The following is a 15,545-nucleotide window of genomic DNA, read 5'->3' on the forward strand; positions in this document are numbered from 1 at the left end:
TGAAGGGGCCAAATCGGCGTCATTGGGCGCGTTAATGGTAGCACCTTCCATCAATGCAACGGAGTCGATCAGGTTCGATTTCATCCAAAGCTCCTGCCGGGGCAACATCTCTTTCGGGCAGAGGCTGCCCTGCCTTCGCTCGGTTAGTCCGATCCGGGGCTTCCGGAGATCCAGATCAGCTAAAGGATGACGAGTTGCCTCGCGAGGATCGACACCACCATATCGGATCAACGCGGCGAGGCAGCCGGAAGATCCCTCACCCGGCATCCCTCAGGAACCAGCGCTGGCGCCATCCGAATTCCGCTTCCACCGGCTTGCCGGCAGCATCGCGGGCCGGACGGAAACGAAACCGCTCGGCAGCAAGCAGGCACGTGATGCGATCGGCTTCGTCATCCGGGCTGGCCCTGATGACGCGGCAGCCCTTCACACGTCCATCCACCCCCACCTTCAAGGACACGATGACTTCCGAGCCCAATCGCAAATCACGGCTCCGGCGGGGATAATCGCGCGCCGAATTGATATCGCCGCCGATCTTGACCGGCCCCGAGGCTGCTCCGCCTCCCCCTCGCCCGGAGCCGCCCGTGCCGGCCCCCGTGCCTGTTCCTTGACCGGACGCCCCGGTTCCGTCTCCCTGATCCCGCGCGCCGGACGCATTTTCCGTCCCTTTCCCCACGACTTGTGGCGCTTGCGTGGGCCTGATGGCAATGACCGCCCTGGGCACGGCGACGGCGCGCGGCGCGGCCCGCTTTCCCGGGCTCCCTGCGCCGCCTTCCGCGGCCGGAGCCACCGGCGTCACCGCCAGCGTGGGTTCAGGGCGAGGTTCCGGTGAAGGCCGGGGCGGGTCGAGCGGGATGTCGAAGGCCTGCGTCACTCTACCCGCGATCGAAGCGGCGATCTCCGGGGTAAAGGCCCTGATCAGCACCGCGATCGCCGCAAGATGAAGGATCGTCACCAGCGCTATCGCGCCAAGACGCGCCTTGCGCGCCGGTTTCAGATCGGCCCCGGTCATGCCTTCGAATGCCACGCCGCCGCCATCCCTGGCAATGTCCGGCTGTGCTTTGACATGACCACTGATTGAAGCCATTCTCGATTTGCGAACATAAATTCACCAATTCGACGCGATTCGAAAACGAGGGTGAAACGCGCGAGGAGAGAGCGAACCGATGACCGGCTTCGAACCACTGCCATGCATTCATGACGGCACGCGCTTGTCGGGCCGCCTCGCACGGCCGCAAGGCCGATGGAACGGCGCCGCCGTCCTGATGTTTCCAGGCGCAACCGGCCCCGGCCCCAGCTTCGACCGCGCGATCCGGGAACTGGCGGCAATGGGCTATCTGGTGGTGAGCGCGGACATGTACGAGGCAGGTGCCGACCTCTCTTCGCGAGAAGCCGCAGGCGCGCAGTTCGCAGCCCTCATGGCCGCCCCGGGATTATTGCGGGACCGCACCGTCGCATGGTTCCGGCACGTTCGCGGGCTCGACGGTGTCGACCCCGAACGCATCGCCGCGATCGGCTACTGCTTCGGCGGGAAATGCGTGCTCGAACTGGCACGCAGCGGAGAGCCGGTAAGGGCAATATCCAGCTTCCACGGCCTGCTGGCCACCGATGCGCCTGCCCAGCCGGATACGATCCAGGCCGAAATCTCGATCTGGACCGGCGGAGAAGACCCTTATGTCCCGCAAGAAGATGTCGAGGCCCTGCAAGCAGAACTCGGTGCCGCCCGCGCCCGCTATCAGGTCACGCGCTTTGCGAAAGCCAGGCACGCCTTCACCGATCCCGATCATGATGGCTTCGGACCCGGTATCGCCTATGACCGAATAGCACACAGAATTGCCTGGATGGGCACTCTTGGGCTGCTAGCCGAAACGGTCGGCGAAGATGCGCCATCAAATGTTACCTTACAGCAACGAATACCCGAAAAAGCGCGCTGACCCGCTACAGGAGAGAATTGCGCAAGTTCTCTTCGAGGCATATTTTCCATCCCGTGCCCGGTCTGAAAGCCGGCACGGACGAAAGAACGAAAACATAAGAGAGGTCTCGGCCATCTGCGCAAAATCAACGCGGGCGGGACTTTTGGGATTGAGAAGCAAAGACCTGTGAAGCCGAATACGGCTCGGGATTTGGGAGGGACGGCACCTGGGGAATTACGGGATCACGCCCAGTTCGGGTCGTAATTCCGCACCTTTATCCAACCCTGGACAACCGCAGTAACTCACGGACCGGCAATGACCGGCTACCCGGCGTTCAATTCGGCGACAACTGAGAACACAGTTTCCGGAGGAGAGGACGAACATGGTTGCAAGGAATTTCAGGGCAGCGCTGATGGCTGGCGCTGCGCTTGGCGGCACCACGGCGGCAATGCCGGCGCTGGCGCAGAGTTCGCCGACCATCAATCCGGGCGAGATCATCGTGACGGCTCGCCGCACGGAAGAGCGCCTGCAAGACGTTCCCATATCCATCACCGTGTTCAACCAGGAGCAGCTCAACAATCGGAACGTGGTGAGCGCCAGCGACCTTGCGACGAGCACGCCTTCGCTTTCGGCGAACAACAATTTCGGCTCGCAGAACTCGTCCTTCGCGATCCGCGGCTTCGTGCAGGAAATCGGCACCGCACCGGCCGTGGGCGTCTACTTCGCCGACGTGGTTTCCCCGCGCGGCGCATCGAACGGCCTTCCGTCAGGCGACGGCGCCGGTCCTGGCGCCTACTTCGATCTCCAGAACGTCCAGGTCCTCAAAGGCCCGCAAGGCACGTTGTTCGGTCGGAACACCACGGGCGGCGCGATCCTGCTGGTGCCGCAGAAGCCCACCGATGTGCTGGAGGGCTACGTCCAGGGCTCGATCGGCAATTACGACATGCGCCGCGTCCAGGCCGTCTTGAACGTTCCACTGGCCGAGACGTTCAAGGTTCGCCTCGGCGTCGACCGCATGAAGCGCGACGGCTACCTGAAGAACAACAGCGGCGTTGGGCCGAAGGACTTCAACGATGTCGACTACCTGTCCGCGCGCCTCAGCGTGGTTGCCGAACTGACGCCAGATCTGGAGAACTACACGATCGCGACGTACAGCCGGTCTGACACGCATGGTGACGCGCAGAAGCTCATTGCGGCCGACGCCGCCTATTCGCTGGGCCATTTCGCCGCCGAACAGCTCGATCCCGACAGTCCGAACTATCAGGGCGGCGGCTTCTACGACTTCGCGCAGGACCTTCCGAACGCCCGCTCCCTGTTGACGACATGGCAGATCATCAACACCACGACCTGGCACGCCAGCGACACGCTGACGGTGAAGAACATCGTGAGCTATGGCGAACTGCGCGACCTGTTCAACAATCCGATCTTCGGCACCGCCTTCGAAAGCCCCGCCATCGCTCCGATCGGCCTGCCGAGCTATCGCTTCGGCTTCGCCAGCAGCCAGTCGCTTCCCGGCCATCGCACTGCCGACGAATCGACCTTCACCGAAGAGTTCCAGCTCCAGGGCCGCAGCACGGACGACAAGCTGAACTGGCAGGCCGGCGCCTATCTGGAATCGGTGCGTCCGCTCGACGTGGTCGGGTCCAAGTCACCGGTCATCCAGTCCTGCGCCGGGCCGGAGCAAGTGGCAGCCAGCGAATGCTACGACATCCTGGGCTATCTGGGCGCGATCACCCCGGTGTTTTCCGGCGGCGCCTTCGACCCCACCTCTCACGCAGGCGCGATCAACACCACGGCGGGCCGGACCTCGTTCCACGACGTCGGCCTTTACGCGCAGGCAACTTACAAGCTGAGCGACCAGTTCAAGATCACCGGCGGCTTCCGCTACACCTGGGATCGCGAAAAGAACACCAGCGTCCAGACCACCACGATTACCGGCTATCCGCTGAGCTTCCCCGGATTCCAGCCGATCCCGGCAGGCCCCCTCGCCACGTTCTGCACTTATCCCGATGCGCCCGTGCAGGATCCCGGCGCGATCGACGGCTGCCGCCGCGATATCAAGCAGAAATCCAAGGCGCCGACCTGGCTGATCGATATCGACTATACCCCCACGACCGACGTTCTGATCTACGCCAAATATGCCCGTGGCTACCGCACCGGTGGCATCGCACCGAACGTGACCTCGGCCTTTGCCGTGTTCGAGCCCGAGAAAGTCGATGCCTACGAAATCGGCGCCAAGACCGGCTGGCACGGTTCCATGCCGGGCACGTTCAATGTCGCCGGTTTCTATAACGACTTCCAGAACCAGCAGCTCCAGCTCGGCTTCAACGCCAACCCCTGCCAGTCGGTCGACGCCAACGGCAACTGCGTGGCGGCGCCGGTTTCGCCCACGGCTGCGCCGGTCAATGCCGGCAAGTCGCGTATCTGGGGCGTCGAAGTGGAAGCCTCGTTCAATCCGTTCGCGGGGCTGCTGCTTCAGGTGGGCTATACCTACCTGAACACGAGACTGACCTCGATCGACACCTTCTCGCTGGAACCCGGGTCTCCCTATGTGCTGGCCGGGGCCTATACCAAGGGCGATCCACTGGCGCTTTCGCCCAGGAACAAGGTCACGATAACCGGCACCTACACGCTGCCGCTGCCGGAATCCGTGGGTGCGGTCTCGTTCGGTGCCACATTCACGCACACCGACAGCATGTTCGGCAATCCGTCCAACCGCTTCTACTTCGGCTGCAACGGCACGGCCAATACCTACATGCCCAACTGTCAGACCGGCGCGGTCTCCGACCCTGCCACGGTCGCCTATATCCAGAGCCTCAGCCGCATCCAGAGCACGGACCTGCTCAACCTGAACTTCAACTGGAACAATATCGCGGGAGCCCCGGTCGATCTTGCCCTCTTCGCCACCAATGTCACCAAGGAGAAGTACTACAACTTCTACCCCGGCCTCGTATCCGGCACCGGCTTCGAGACCGCATCGGTCGGCGCACCGCGCATGTACGGGATGAGCCTCAAGTACCACTTCGGAATGTAAGAGACCCGGCAGGGCCGCGCCTTCACCGGCGTGGCCCTTCCGCTTTCGGCAGTCAGATCCCCAGCAGGGCATGGCTTTCATGGCGAGTAACCGCCTTGCCAAGGCGATCGACGAAAGTGGCGATGATCGGCGGATCGACGCGGCGGGTGATCGCCCAGAGATAATAGCCGTAGATCGCCGCTTCGCGGTACTGCCGCCACGCCTCCTCGTCGCCGGGCATTGCCAGGCCGTGGCCACGCATCATCGAGAGATATTCACCGAGCAGCCTGCGCTCCTCGGCTTCGGCAACATCCACGCAGAGCACCGCATTGACGTGATAGGCCACGTCCAGCGCCCAGCCGCCGCGTTGAAGCAGTTGCCAGTCGATCAGGCCCACCCCCCCGCCAAGGCGGAAGACGTTTCCGGCATGGGCATCACCATGGACGAGGAATTGCGGGCACTGTCCATCGCGGGCCGCCAGCGCCCGGATTCCCGCGATCAGGCGCGGTGCGCTGCGGACTTGCCGGGAAAGACCGTCGCCGCGCGGTCCGTCCAGCAGCTCCTGGAGCGTTTCCGGTGTAACGTAGGTCATCTCCGCCAGTTGCGAAACGCGCGGGCGGATCCAGTCTGCCCCTTCCAGCAGGTCGCTGCGCGCGTGAAGCTGTGCGAGTTGCCCCAGACTGAGCACCGCGTCATCGGCACTGAAACTATCCAGAGCGGAACAGAACGTCGCGCCCTGTCCGATCAGGTCGAGCATCACCGTCACCGCCTGCCTGCCCCCCCGGTCGATCACCGTCGCCACGCAGTCAGGCACGGTGAGATCGACGGTCGGCGCGATCCGTCCGTAGAAGTCAGCCTCCAGAACACAGGTCGGTCCGCCGCGTGCGGTCGTCTCGTCCACGTCGAGCAGGCCCTTGAGACAGAACGCGCCGCTCTCCCCGCCCTCGAAAGTGACGGTGAACCGTACCTTGGTCGCGACCGTGCGGATCACTTCGACGGTCTCGACCCCGGATACCACCCTCCCGCCCGAGAACCCGGCGAGCACCGTGGTCAACCAGGCAGGATCGAGCGCCTCCGCGAGTGTGCGGGGAACATGGGCGCTAATCTGCTGCGGCCTCTTCCGAATGGCGGCTTCCGGCATGTCTGTTCTCCCGTGGCCGGTTCCGTCCGGCTTGTACAATTCTCTATTTCGGTACATAATTCGCAATAGAGAATTTATCGTGCCCGCGCAAATAGTCCCGAATGACCGGGAAAGCTGCGGAAATTCGCGAGATGGAGAAGGATCGCCGATGGGCAGGCCGCTGGAAGGCATCAAGGTCGTGGAGGTCGCGATGTGGGCATTCGTGCCGGCTTGCGGCGGCATGCTGGCCGATCTCGGCGCGGACGTCATCAAGGTCGAACCACCCAGCGGAGACCCCTTGCGCGGCCTCACGATCGGCTCGCTATCGGGCAAAGGCACGATCGACTATTCCTGGGAGAGCTACAACCGGGGGAAGCGCTCCGTCACCCTGGATCTCAAGCAGGAGGCGGGCCGCGCCGTGCTGGATCGCCTGCTCGCCGATGCCGACGTGTTCCTCACCAACCTGCTGCCTCCGGCCCGGCGCGCCATGGGGATCGATGCGGAAACGCTGCGCCGCACGTTCTCGAACCTGATCTACGCCAGCGGCAGCGCACTCGGCCCCAACGGCCCTGAAAGCGACCGTGGAGGCTACGACGCGATCACTTTCTGGGCACGCGGCGGCATCGCATCCTCGCTCACCGCGGATGAGGCGCCGCATCCGGTCGGCCCGCCCGGCCCGGCCTTCGGCGATACCTTGTCCGCTGCCATGCTCGCCGGCGGGATCTGCGCCGCCATAGCCCGCCGCGCGATGACCGGCGAGGCAGGCGAAGTCGATGTTTCCCTGCTGGCCGCCGCCATGTGGTCGCAGCAGCGGCTGATCTGCCAGGCCACTGCCGACGGGGTGCGGAAGTTCCCGCGCCCCGATGCGGCCCACCCGCACAATGTACTGGTCGCCAACTACCGCACCCGCGACGGCCGCTTCCTTGCGCTGTGCATGTTGCAGGCGGATCGCTACTGGGCCCGCTTCTGCGAGGTTTCGGGCCGCCCCGACCTTGCCGCCGACCCGCGCTTTACCGATGCCGAGGCCCGGCGCCGGAATCTTGCCGCCTGTCATGCCGAAGTGACCTCCCTGTTCGCCTCGAAAACGCTCGCGGAGTGGAAGCAGATCCTCGCCCGGCAGGACGGCCAATGGGATGTGGTGCAGGATGTCGGCGAACTGGCGCAGGACGAACAGGTTCGCGCCAATCGCTATCTCAAGGCGGTGCACTGCGCGGACGGCAGCACGATCCCGATGGTTTCGGTGCCGATGCTGTTCGAAGGCGAGGCCTTGCCCTCTGACCGCTCGCCCGAACTCGGCGCGGACAGCGACACCGTGCTTGCCGCACTGGGCTACAGCGAAGACGAAATCATCGACCTGAAGGTGCAGGGCGTGGTGTTCTGATGTTGCCCCGCAAACTGCCCATGCTGGAACCGGAAAGCGCCTTCTTCTGGACATCGGGCCAAGACGGAAAGCTGCGTATACAGCACTGCCTCGCCTGCGGGACATGGCAGCACCCTCCCCTGCCCCGGTGCGCCCAGTGCGGCAGCGAGGATGTCTCGCCGGAACCGGTTTCAGGCAGAGGCGTGCTGGCCAGCTTCACGATCAACAACGAACCATGGCTGCCCGGCCTCGAAGTGCCCTTCGTGTTCTGTGCAATCGAACTGCCCGAGCAACGCGGGCTCTACGTTTTCAGCAACCTTCTTGCCGACGTGGCGACCGCTCGCATCGGACTTCCTGTCACGGTCGTGTTCCAACGACACGAGGATATCTGGCTGCCCTTGTTCACACCCGAGACCGCATGACCCTGCTTCCCGAAAAACACGTCTGCGTGACCGGCGCCGCCCTATCGGAGATCGCACGTCCATCCGGGCGAACCGCGCTGCAACTGACCGCCGACGCCTGTCTCGCCGCCATCGCCGACGCCGGCCTTTCCCCGCGCGAGATCGACGGCATCGCCACCTATCCCGGCAAGTCATCCGAAGGCGGCGGGATCGCGCCGGTCAGCCCATCCGAGGCCGCTGCCGTACTGGGGATCGCTCCACGCTGGATTCTCGCTTCCTCGGAAGGCTTCAGCCACATGGCGCCGATCTTCAACGCGATCACCGCCATCGCCTGCGGCCTTGCGCGCCATGTCGTCATTTTCCGCACCGTGGCTCAGGCGAGCGCGCGGCAGCACGCCCGCGGCTCCACGCTGATGGCGGCCAGCCGGGAGCGCGTCGATGGCAACAATGCCTGGACGGTACCCTTCAACGCCCTCTCGCCGGTCAACACTTTCGCGCTTTACGCCCAGGCCTACTTCGAACGCTACGGCGCGGCGGCAGAGGAACTCGGCGCCATCGCCGTCAACGCCCGCGCGAACGCCGCGCACAATCCTTCCGCGATCTACCGCGAACCCATCACTCTGGACCAGTACATGGCCGCCCGCGTGATATCCTCGCCGCTGCGGCTGTTCGACTGCGACGCGCACGTCGACGGCGCCACCGCGCTGGTGCTGTCCCACCGGGATGCCGCCAAAGACCTGCTGAACCCGCCCCTCCATATCGAAGCCATGGGCATGGCCGTGGGCGGCCTCTGGACCGGACAGCACGAAGGCGACTTCACCCAGCTGCCCGCCGCCCGCCGCGCCGGAGACATGCTGTGGTCCCGTACCGACCTGAAGCCCCGCGAGATGGACTGCGCGCAGATGTACGACGGGTTTTCCATCTTCGTCTGGCTCTGGATGGAAGCGCTCGGCCTCGTTCCCCGCGGCGAGGCCTGCCGCTTCACACGCGGCGGCGAACGTATCGCGATCGGGGGGGAACTGCCGCTGAACACCGGCGGGGGCCAACTCTCCGCCGGACGGCTTCACGGATATGGCCACATTCATGAGGCAACCGTCCAGCTCTGGGGACGCGGTGGCGGCAGGCAGGTGCCCGGCGCCAGAACCGCAATCGTCTCGAACGGGGGCTATGGATACGGCGCGATGATCCTGCGGCGCGACTGATCGTATCAGCCGGACCGAGTCGCCCAATTGACTAGACAGTTCTTAATTGCGATCATTTGTTCGGTATTGCGAATAAAAAGGAATCGGGAGATGAGCGAAGCCGATCTGGCACTGAAACCGGCCCCGGAAGGCGCCCAAGCCGCATCCTGGCCCTATGGCCCGATCTTCGATGCCGACGCGCATATCGATCCCCCCCACGACATGTGGAAGGACTACCTTCCTGCGCGGCTCAAGGACCGCGCGCCCTTCATCGAGCACGCCGAGGACGGCGACTACATCTGCTTCGAAGGCAACCGCCGTCCCTTCATGATGATAAACAACCAGGCCGGGCGGGAAGGCAGGAACTTCAAGATGAAGGGCCGCCTCGCCGATCAGCGCAAGGTCTGGGAACCCACAACGCGGCTGGCCGACATGGACGCGGACGGCATGGGCGCCGCCCTGCTGTTCGGCGGCGGGCCGCTCGGCTCGTTCGACAACGAACTCTACGTCGCCAGCTACGAAGCCTATCAGAACTGGGTTCTGGACTTCTGCGCCGCCGCACCGGACCGGCTCTATCCAGTGGGCTACGTGCCGATGCGCGATGTCGGCGAAACCGTTGCCCACGTCCGCCGCCTTGCGGCCAAGGGCTTTCGCGCCATCAACCTGCCTGCCTTCCCCCAGAACCCCGAAGCCTGGAACACCAGTTCCGGCGTCGCCGCGCTCAAACCGGGGCAGGTCTCCGCGCTTACCGGCGATCCGAAGGGAAGCCTGCAATATTACCAGCCGGAGTTCGATCGCCTCTGGTCAGCGATCTGCGATCACGATCTCGTCGTCACGTTTCACCTGGGTGCCCGGGTGCCGCGCTTCGGTGAGAAGCAGTTCTTCCTGCCCGACATGCCGATGAGCAAGCTGGCCATGGCCGAACCGCTCGGCATCCTGATCTACAACGGCGTGTTCGACCGTTTCCCATCCCTTCGCATAGGCTCGATGGAAAGCGGTGTCGGCTGGTTCGCATGGTACGCCGAATACAACGACCGCACCTGGGAAAAGCAGCGCTTCTGGACGGAATCCCCGCTCAAGAACCCGCCGAGCTGGTACATGGACCGCAACGTCTACGGTTCCTTCATCCAGGACCGCGCCGGTATTCTGAACCGGGACCTGCCGGGCGGCCGCAACATCATGTGGTCATCGGACTATCCGCACTCGGAAACCACCTTCCCCCGCTCGCGCGAGGTTATCCTGCGTGACTTCGAGGGCGTGCCGGAGGCGGATGTACGGGCGATCATCCATGACAATTGCCGGCGGATGTTGGGGCTGACGTAACGAAAGCAGGGGCGGTGAGCGCAGCGGGCGCTCCCCCTTCGCCAGCGCCCTCACCCCACCTTCAATCTCGCAGCCATCGCCGAAGCATCCATCATCGGCGAACCGCGCAGATGGCCAAGCCGGATACCCGTGCACGTCATCTTGAACTTCGCAAAGTCCTCATACCATTCAAGGTCGGCGGCAGACTTTCCGGTCAGTTCCTCCCACAGCGCGACTGTTTCCTCACGGCTGCCCATGCCTTCCAGCGGAGCCCCGTGGGCCGAGCGCGGACCATGCATCGTTTCCGCCAGTACGCAGAACCACGCGAGGTCATGAAGAGCCCCGCCAAGCGAGGGCTGTTCCCAGTCCATCACCGCCACCACGTCGAAATCCTTATCGAACATCATGTTGCCGACCCGCGCATCGCCCCAGACGAGGCCCTCGGGCTGATTATCCGGCCAGAGCGAGCGAAGGCGCGCCAGCGCCGCGTCGAGCACGGGCAGCGGCTCGACCTGTTGCAACCAGCGCGCGAAGCGATTGTACTTGGCCCATTCCTGATCGAGCCCGCGCGGCGCGTCCGGCTGCCCGGCAAGGAAATCGAGAGAGCCGAGCGGAACCGCCTGCACCGCAGCAAGCTGCCCCACTGCATTGCGCCAGAGCACGCGGCGCTGCGCGGGGCTCGCATCCCGCAGCCACCCTTCACGGGCATAGGGCGGGACCGAAACCGGCACCCGCCCGACCTTCCTCTCCATCACGAAGAACGGATTGCCGAGCAGCGCCGGGTCAGGCTCGAACCAGAGCGGCCGGGCGACGCGAACCTGTCCGTCATCGGCCAGGACTTGCATGACCCGGTACTGCTCGTCGAACAGGTCGTCGGGAAAGACCGTGAAAGCGCGCGGCTTGATACGGACCACGCAGCCCTGCCGGCGTTCGGCACCCTGTTCGCGCCAGCAGGCATCGAACAGGACCGTCTCATGGCTTTGCCCGGCCCCGCGCGGATAGGCGACATCGCGGATTTCGACATCTGCCGCCTGCGGCATGCGCGCACCGAGCCAGCGCGCGAGCGTCACCGCCAGTTGTTCGAGATTCCGGGTCTCCGGCGCGACGATCACGTCCGACATCCAGTCCTACTCCCACCTGCATTCACGATTGTTCGATATCGCGAATTTATTTTCGGTATTTGTAAGATGCCGCACGGATGCGGTCAAGCGAGGCGAGCCTCGCCTGAAAGGAAAGCCGCGTGGAGCGGGGTGTCAGTCGGTTTCGGGATGTCCGATCAGGAAGCGCGAAATGCGGGTGCAGGCTTCGGCGAGCGCATCGCCCGCCCTGCGGATTTCCACACCGGTCATGGGGCCGTTGAATCCGGCCAGCACCAGCGAGATCGAGACCTTGTCCCTCGCTTCGTAGATCGGCGCCATGATCGCCATCAACGGATAATTGCGCGCATCGTCCAAAGCGGTTTCAGGCAGGACTGGCGGATCTTCCAGGTTGGTGACGATCGCGTTTTCGCCCGGGATACTGTCCGGCCGGCGGGTCAGCGCGATGAAGCCGTGCTCGCGCACGAAGGCCATGCCGCCGGCAAGCTGCTCGATCTGCTCGGCCGTGGGGGACGGGTTTATCCGTGCCTGGGCGGCGTCCGCGTCACGCGGGCTGCGCGCGTAGAACGCCGTTGCCTGCACCCAGCGCAGCGGCATCCGCGTACCCAGCGGAACCGGATATCCCACATGGCTCACCGAAGCGGCACGCTCGCGCAAGTGGATCACATCGCCTTCGAGGAAATAGGCGCCGCAGACGACATCGAAATCGTCCGCCAGCTTGCGCATCTCCGGCTGGGCTACCTGTAGCGGCGAGAAATGCTCGGCGGCGGTACGGCCGATCGCCGCCAGCGCCGGGCCCAGCACGTAAGTCTTGTCGCTGGTACGATAGAGGTAGCCCACGTCGACAAGGCCGGTCAGCAAGGCGTGACAGGTCGCGCGGCTGAGCTTGAGCGCGCGGACGAGATCGGTCAGCGCGAAGGCCTGCCCCGGATGGTCGGCGATGAAATTCAGGATGGCGGCCATGCGGGCGACGCCGGGAGAGGAACGCGACATGGGCACTTTCGCTATTTCGAATTCGTCGGGTATGCCCTGCACCGATCTTCGTCAATAGCGCCCTACCCCTGCCGCCGGAGCCGTTCCGCCACGACCCGCGCGATCTCCCGCCGGGCCACCTTGTTGGAATGGAGCAGCGGCACGTCCTCACGCGCCATTTCCACCCAAGCACGGGGCACCTTGTAGCCGGAAAGGCTGGCGCGCATCCTTGCTTCGATGGCGGCAAAGTCCAGCACCGCCCCCTCGCGCGGAACCACCGCCGCCGCCAGCAGCGTTCCGCGCTCCCGGTCCGGCAGGCCGACGACATAGGCGCTGTGCACTCCGCCAAGCGCCTGAAGCTCCATCTCGACTTCGGCGGGAGAAACATTGGAGCCGGACACCTTTATCATGTCCCCACCCCGCCCGACGAAATGAATGCGGCGCCCGTCGGCATGATCCTCGACCAGGCACATGTCCCCCGTGCGCAAGTAACCATCGGCGGTATAGTGATCGGCGCGCTCTATCTTGTGCAGGGCGGGTGCAACCGCGAGCCCGCGCACCTGCATCTCGCCCACTTCGCCGTCACCTACGGAATTGCCCTCCTCATCGGCTATGCGGATGTCGTAGCCGGGGGCGAAATGGTCCATCGGCGCGCAGACGGGGCGGCCGGGCACGCGGAATTCATCCCCCCAGCCGTATGGCCCCAGAGTCTCGCTCATGCCGAGGCCCCACCAGGGTTGCGGCCCCCGGATGCGTTCCAGATCCTCCTCGGCCAGTACGCTCCCCATGGCGAAGCGGCTGTTGCTGAGCGTGCGTTCGGTACAGACCGTTACCGCACCCACTTCCCAGTTCGGCACCAGCGAAAGCATCAGCCCGCCAACCCAGAACATCGGCAATTGCGCGGCGCGTTGCTCGCCCGCCTTGATTCCCAGCATTCCCGCCAGCCAATGGCCACGCGCCATGACCGCTCCATGGAGGTGGCGCACGCCCTTGGGCAGGGCCATCGATCCGGACGTGTAGATCTCGATCATCTGGTCGGTCGGATGAACTTCGCTCTCGACCGCCCTGAGCAGGTCTTCGCTCACGCCAGTCCCGGCCTCGATCAGCCAGGCCGTCGGCGCGATAGCCTCGTGAAGCGCCTCTCCATCGGAAACGATCCAGCGCAAATAGGGAATGCGGGGGATGAGCAGCGCCCCTGCCACCTGCCCATCCAGTTCGGGAACCGCCTCGGCCAATCGCGCCGCCATATCCTTGCCCAACATCTCGCGCTGGACCACCAGGCCCTGCACGTCGGACTGGCGCAGTACGCGGACCAGTTCATTGGCGCGGATCATGGTGCTGATCGGAACGGCGACGGCGCCGATCCGCGCTATCGCGGCCAAGGTAACGGCAAACCCCGGTCCATTGCCGAATATGAAACCAACGCGCGTACCCTTGCCCACCCCGCGCGCCAGCAAACCCTTCGCAAGGGCCGCTGAATCGCGGTCTAGACCGGTGAACGTGGCGCTATCGACACCGGACTCGGTTTCGAGGGTGATGGCGCATGTCCCGCCATGGGCATGAGCGGCCGACCGGATCAGTTCCGGGAAAGTGCGGGCCTTGCCCGGCGCATCTTCCGCGCACGCTTCGCTGGTCACTGCCCGATCATCCTCTCGCTGGGGTCATGCCCTGTCGAGAGCGATCCTGCGGCTTGCGGCAGGGCTGGGCAAGTTACCGGCAAAGGGCATCGCCCCTGCGTCATTCCCTATATGAGAATATACGTTCACTATCGCGAATTTTTAGCTTTCGGCAAAAGTGTAGGGCTGCGCCGCGCGGCGGTAGTCGTCGGCCAATACGTCCCGCCCGATCGGCGGCACCGAACGGGCGGCGCATTCCGCGCGCTGGCAGAGGCGGCAAGTCACCCCGATAGGCGTTCCCGCCACGGTCCCACCCTTCACACCTGCCGCATAGACAAGCTTGTCCGCCTCGTCCGCCGCACAGGCAAGCGCCACGGCGCGTGTCACCCTGGCGCGCCCATATCGCCCCTCGCCAAACGTCACCGTGCGCGCGATCGAGAAGAAGCGCTGCCCGTCCGGCAGTTCGAGCCACTGGGTGCGTATCTCTCCCGGCCAGCGGAATACCTGATGTACCGACCACAGGGGGCAGCCGCCGCCATGCGCCGCGAAAGGGAAGCCTGCGCCGTCCAGCCGCTTTGAGACATTGCCGGCCTCATCCACGCGAAGGAAGAAGAACGGCACCCGTTCCTCTCCCGGCCGATGGAGTGTGGTCAGTCGGTGCGCGACCTGCTCGAAACTGGCACCGAACAGGGCGCCGAGCGCATCGATATCGTAACCGCGCGCCTCCGCGGCACGGGCAAACCGGCCGTAAGGCATGAGGATCGCCGCCGCCGCGTAACCGGCCAGCGCGCGCCGCACGAGCGTGGCGGTCGTGGTCTGCGCAAAAGCCGCAGCGCGCACGACCGACACGATATCGCTGCGCATGGCGGTATGAGCGATGTGCGTGGCGATCTGGAACGCCCGGCTGGCGGGGCCAAGCGTGTCGTCGATCAGGAGTTGCTGGTTATGACGGTCGAACCGCCGCAGGGAATCGACCATGACATCCGGCGGCAGGAAGCGCACCCGCACGCCTTTTGCGCCCAGCCATGCCGCAGCCCCTCCCGCCTGCTCGATTTCGGCAGCCAACTCTTCGGCACGAACATCCAGCGCATGAAAATAGTTGCGAGACTGGCCAAGGAAGCGCTGCGCTTCGCGAACGGGCTCGCTTTCCTCCGCCGCCGGGCCGGATGCGCGTTGCTCCGCCAGCGCCTGGCTTTCGCGGGAATAGGCGCCGTGCAGGCGCAGCAGCGCTTCGGAAATGCTGGGGAAACTCATCGCAAGGTCGGCGATCTCCAGCGGCGGCAGGTCAATATCCGCGAACAAGGGATCGCGCAGCACCTCGCCCACGCGGCGGGCGTAGTCCTCACCGTCGTCTCCGGCGATGTCGGCCATGTCGAGCCGGTAGGTCCGCGCAAGGCGCAGCAGCATGTCCGCCGTAACGGGCCGCTGGTTGCGTTCCAGCAGTGCGACGTAGCTGGGCGAAATCTCCAGATCGTCGGCCATGGCCTGCTGCGTCAGCCCCAGTTCGCGGCGCAGGCGGCGCAGTCGGGGACCGAGATAAAGAGGGCGCGATTCAGCCATGACGGCAATCTTG

12 protein-coding genes are annotated in these 15,545 nt (G+C 64.9%); 6 read left to right on the forward strand and 6 right to left on the reverse strand.

The genetic code is table 11. The features are described 5' to 3' along the window. Positions 1–256: 256 nt before the first annotated feature. Positions 257–1,084, reverse strand: a complete 828-nt coding sequence (locus U9J33_RS14510) for a TonB family protein (protein ID WP_324696264.1) — start codon at positions 1,082–1,084, stop codon at positions 257–259. Between the two features lie 79 nt (positions 1,085–1,163). Between U9J33_RS14510 and U9J33_RS14515 the strand changes: the two genes are divergently transcribed. Together U9J33_RS14515 and U9J33_RS14520 are read left to right on the forward strand one after the other, a co-directional pair. Then, entirely contained in the window at positions 1,164–1,931 is a 768-nt protein-coding gene (locus U9J33_RS14515) for a dienelactone hydrolase family protein (protein ID WP_054436781.1), read from the forward strand. A gap of 361 nt (positions 1,932–2,292) precedes the next feature. Then, the gene (locus tag U9J33_RS14520) at positions 2,293–4,944 is read left to right on the forward strand and encodes a TonB-dependent receptor (RefSeq protein ID WP_185996931.1); all 2,652 of its coding nucleotides are present in this window, start codon (positions 2,293–2,295) and stop codon (positions 4,942–4,944) included. A gap of 52 nt (positions 4,945–4,996) precedes the next feature. On the opposite strand, the gene U9J33_RS14525 is transcribed toward U9J33_RS14520, so the two are convergent. Next, entirely contained in the window at positions 4,997–6,064 is a 1,068-nt protein-coding gene (locus U9J33_RS14525) for a phosphotransferase (protein WP_324696267.1), read from the reverse strand. A gap of 148 nt (positions 6,065–6,212) precedes the next feature. Here U9J33_RS14525 and U9J33_RS14530 point away from each other — a divergent pair, with 148 nt between their 5' ends. The 4 genes from U9J33_RS14530 (at position 6,213) to U9J33_RS14545 (ending at position 10,308) form a co-directional block, all read left to right on the forward strand. Further along, the gene (locus U9J33_RS14530; protein WP_324696269.1) at positions 6,213–7,424 is read left to right on the forward strand and encodes a CoA transferase; all 1,212 of its coding nucleotides are present in this window, start codon (positions 6,213–6,215) and stop codon (positions 7,422–7,424) included. Beyond that, complete coding sequence (locus U9J33_RS14535) at positions 7,424–7,825, forward strand: Zn-ribbon domain-containing OB-fold protein (RefSeq protein WP_054436790.1); 402 nt, start codon at positions 7,424–7,426, stop codon at positions 7,823–7,825. The genes U9J33_RS14530 and U9J33_RS14535 overlap by 1 nt, the downstream gene beginning before the upstream one ends. After that, positions 7,822–9,006, forward strand: coding sequence for a thiolase family protein (locus tag U9J33_RS14540; protein WP_324696272.1), 1,185 nt, complete (start codon positions 7,822–7,824; stop codon positions 9,004–9,006). The genes U9J33_RS14535 and U9J33_RS14540 overlap by 4 nt, the downstream gene beginning before the upstream one ends. A gap of 90 nt (positions 9,007–9,096) precedes the next feature. Next, complete coding sequence (locus tag U9J33_RS14545; protein ID WP_324696274.1) at positions 9,097–10,308, forward strand: amidohydrolase family protein; 1,212 nt, start codon at positions 9,097–9,099, stop codon at positions 10,306–10,308. Positions 10,309–10,358: 50 nt separating this feature from the next. Here the strand turns inward: U9J33_RS14545 and U9J33_RS14550 are convergent, their stop codons facing one another. The 4 genes from U9J33_RS14550 to U9J33_RS14565 all read right to left on the reverse strand — a co-directional run bounded on the left by U9J33_RS14550 (position 10,359) and on the right by U9J33_RS14565 (position 15,532). Then, positions 10,359–11,408 (reverse strand): phosphotransferase family protein, encoded by a 1,050-nt coding sequence (locus U9J33_RS14550; protein ID WP_324696276.1) that lies wholly within the window; start codon positions 11,406–11,408, stop codon positions 10,359–10,361. 132 nt (positions 11,409–11,540) lie between these two features. Then, complete coding sequence (locus U9J33_RS14555; RefSeq protein WP_185996924.1) at positions 11,541–12,377, reverse strand: IclR family transcriptional regulator; 837 nt, start codon at positions 12,375–12,377, stop codon at positions 11,541–11,543. 62 nt (positions 12,378–12,439) lie between these two features. After that, entirely contained in the window at positions 12,440–13,993 is a 1,554-nt protein-coding gene (locus U9J33_RS14560; RefSeq protein ID WP_324696280.1) for a class I adenylate-forming enzyme family protein, read from the reverse strand. 141 nt (positions 13,994–14,134) lie between these two features. Beyond that, positions 14,135–15,532: a helix-turn-helix domain-containing protein gene (locus U9J33_RS14565; protein ID WP_324696282.1), complete on the reverse strand. Its 1,398-nt coding sequence runs from the start codon at positions 15,530–15,532 to the stop codon at positions 14,135–14,137. Between the last annotated feature and the right edge of the window lie 13 nt (positions 15,533–15,545).

This window comes from Novosphingobium sp. RL4 (assembly GCF_035658495.1).
GTDB lineage: Bacteria > Pseudomonadota > Alphaproteobacteria > Sphingomonadales > Sphingomonadaceae > Novosphingobium.

What these genes read in the sequence shown, in the direction of transcription:
- U9J33_RS14510 (WP_324696264.1), bottom strand. Translation starts at nt 1,084, where the DNA reads ATGGCTTCAATCAGTGGTCATGTCAAAGCACAGCCGGACATTGCCAGG.
- U9J33_RS14515 (WP_054436781.1), top strand. Translation starts at nt 1,164, where the DNA reads ATGACCGGCTTCGAACCACTGCCATGCATTCATGACGGCACGCGCTTG.
- U9J33_RS14520 (WP_185996931.1), top strand. Translation starts at nt 2,293, where the DNA reads ATGGTTGCAAGGAATTTCAGGGCAGCGCTGATGGCTGGCGCTGCGCTT.
- U9J33_RS14525 (WP_324696267.1), bottom strand. Translation starts at nt 6,064, where the DNA reads ATGCCGGAAGCCGCCATTCGGAAGAGGCCGCAGCAGATTAGCGCCCAT.
- U9J33_RS14530 (WP_324696269.1), top strand. Translation starts at nt 6,213, where the DNA reads ATGGGCAGGCCGCTGGAAGGCATCAAGGTCGTGGAGGTCGCGATGTGG.
- U9J33_RS14535 (WP_054436790.1), top strand. Translation starts at nt 7,424, where the DNA reads ATGTTGCCCCGCAAACTGCCCATGCTGGAACCGGAAAGCGCCTTCTTC.
- U9J33_RS14540 (WP_324696272.1), top strand. Translation starts at nt 7,822, where the DNA reads ATGACCCTGCTTCCCGAAAAACACGTCTGCGTGACCGGCGCCGCCCTA.
- U9J33_RS14545 (WP_324696274.1), top strand. Translation starts at nt 9,097, where the DNA reads ATGAGCGAAGCCGATCTGGCACTGAAACCGGCCCCGGAAGGCGCCCAA.
- U9J33_RS14550 (WP_324696276.1), bottom strand. Translation starts at nt 11,408, where the DNA reads ATGTCGGACGTGATCGTCGCGCCGGAGACCCGGAATCTCGAACAACTG.
- U9J33_RS14555 (WP_185996924.1), bottom strand. Translation starts at nt 12,377, where the DNA reads ATGTCGCGTTCCTCTCCCGGCGTCGCCCGCATGGCCGCCATCCTGAAT.
- U9J33_RS14565 (WP_324696282.1), bottom strand. Translation starts at nt 15,532, where the DNA reads ATGGCTGAATCGCGCCCTCTTTATCTCGGTCCCCGACTGCGCCGCCTG.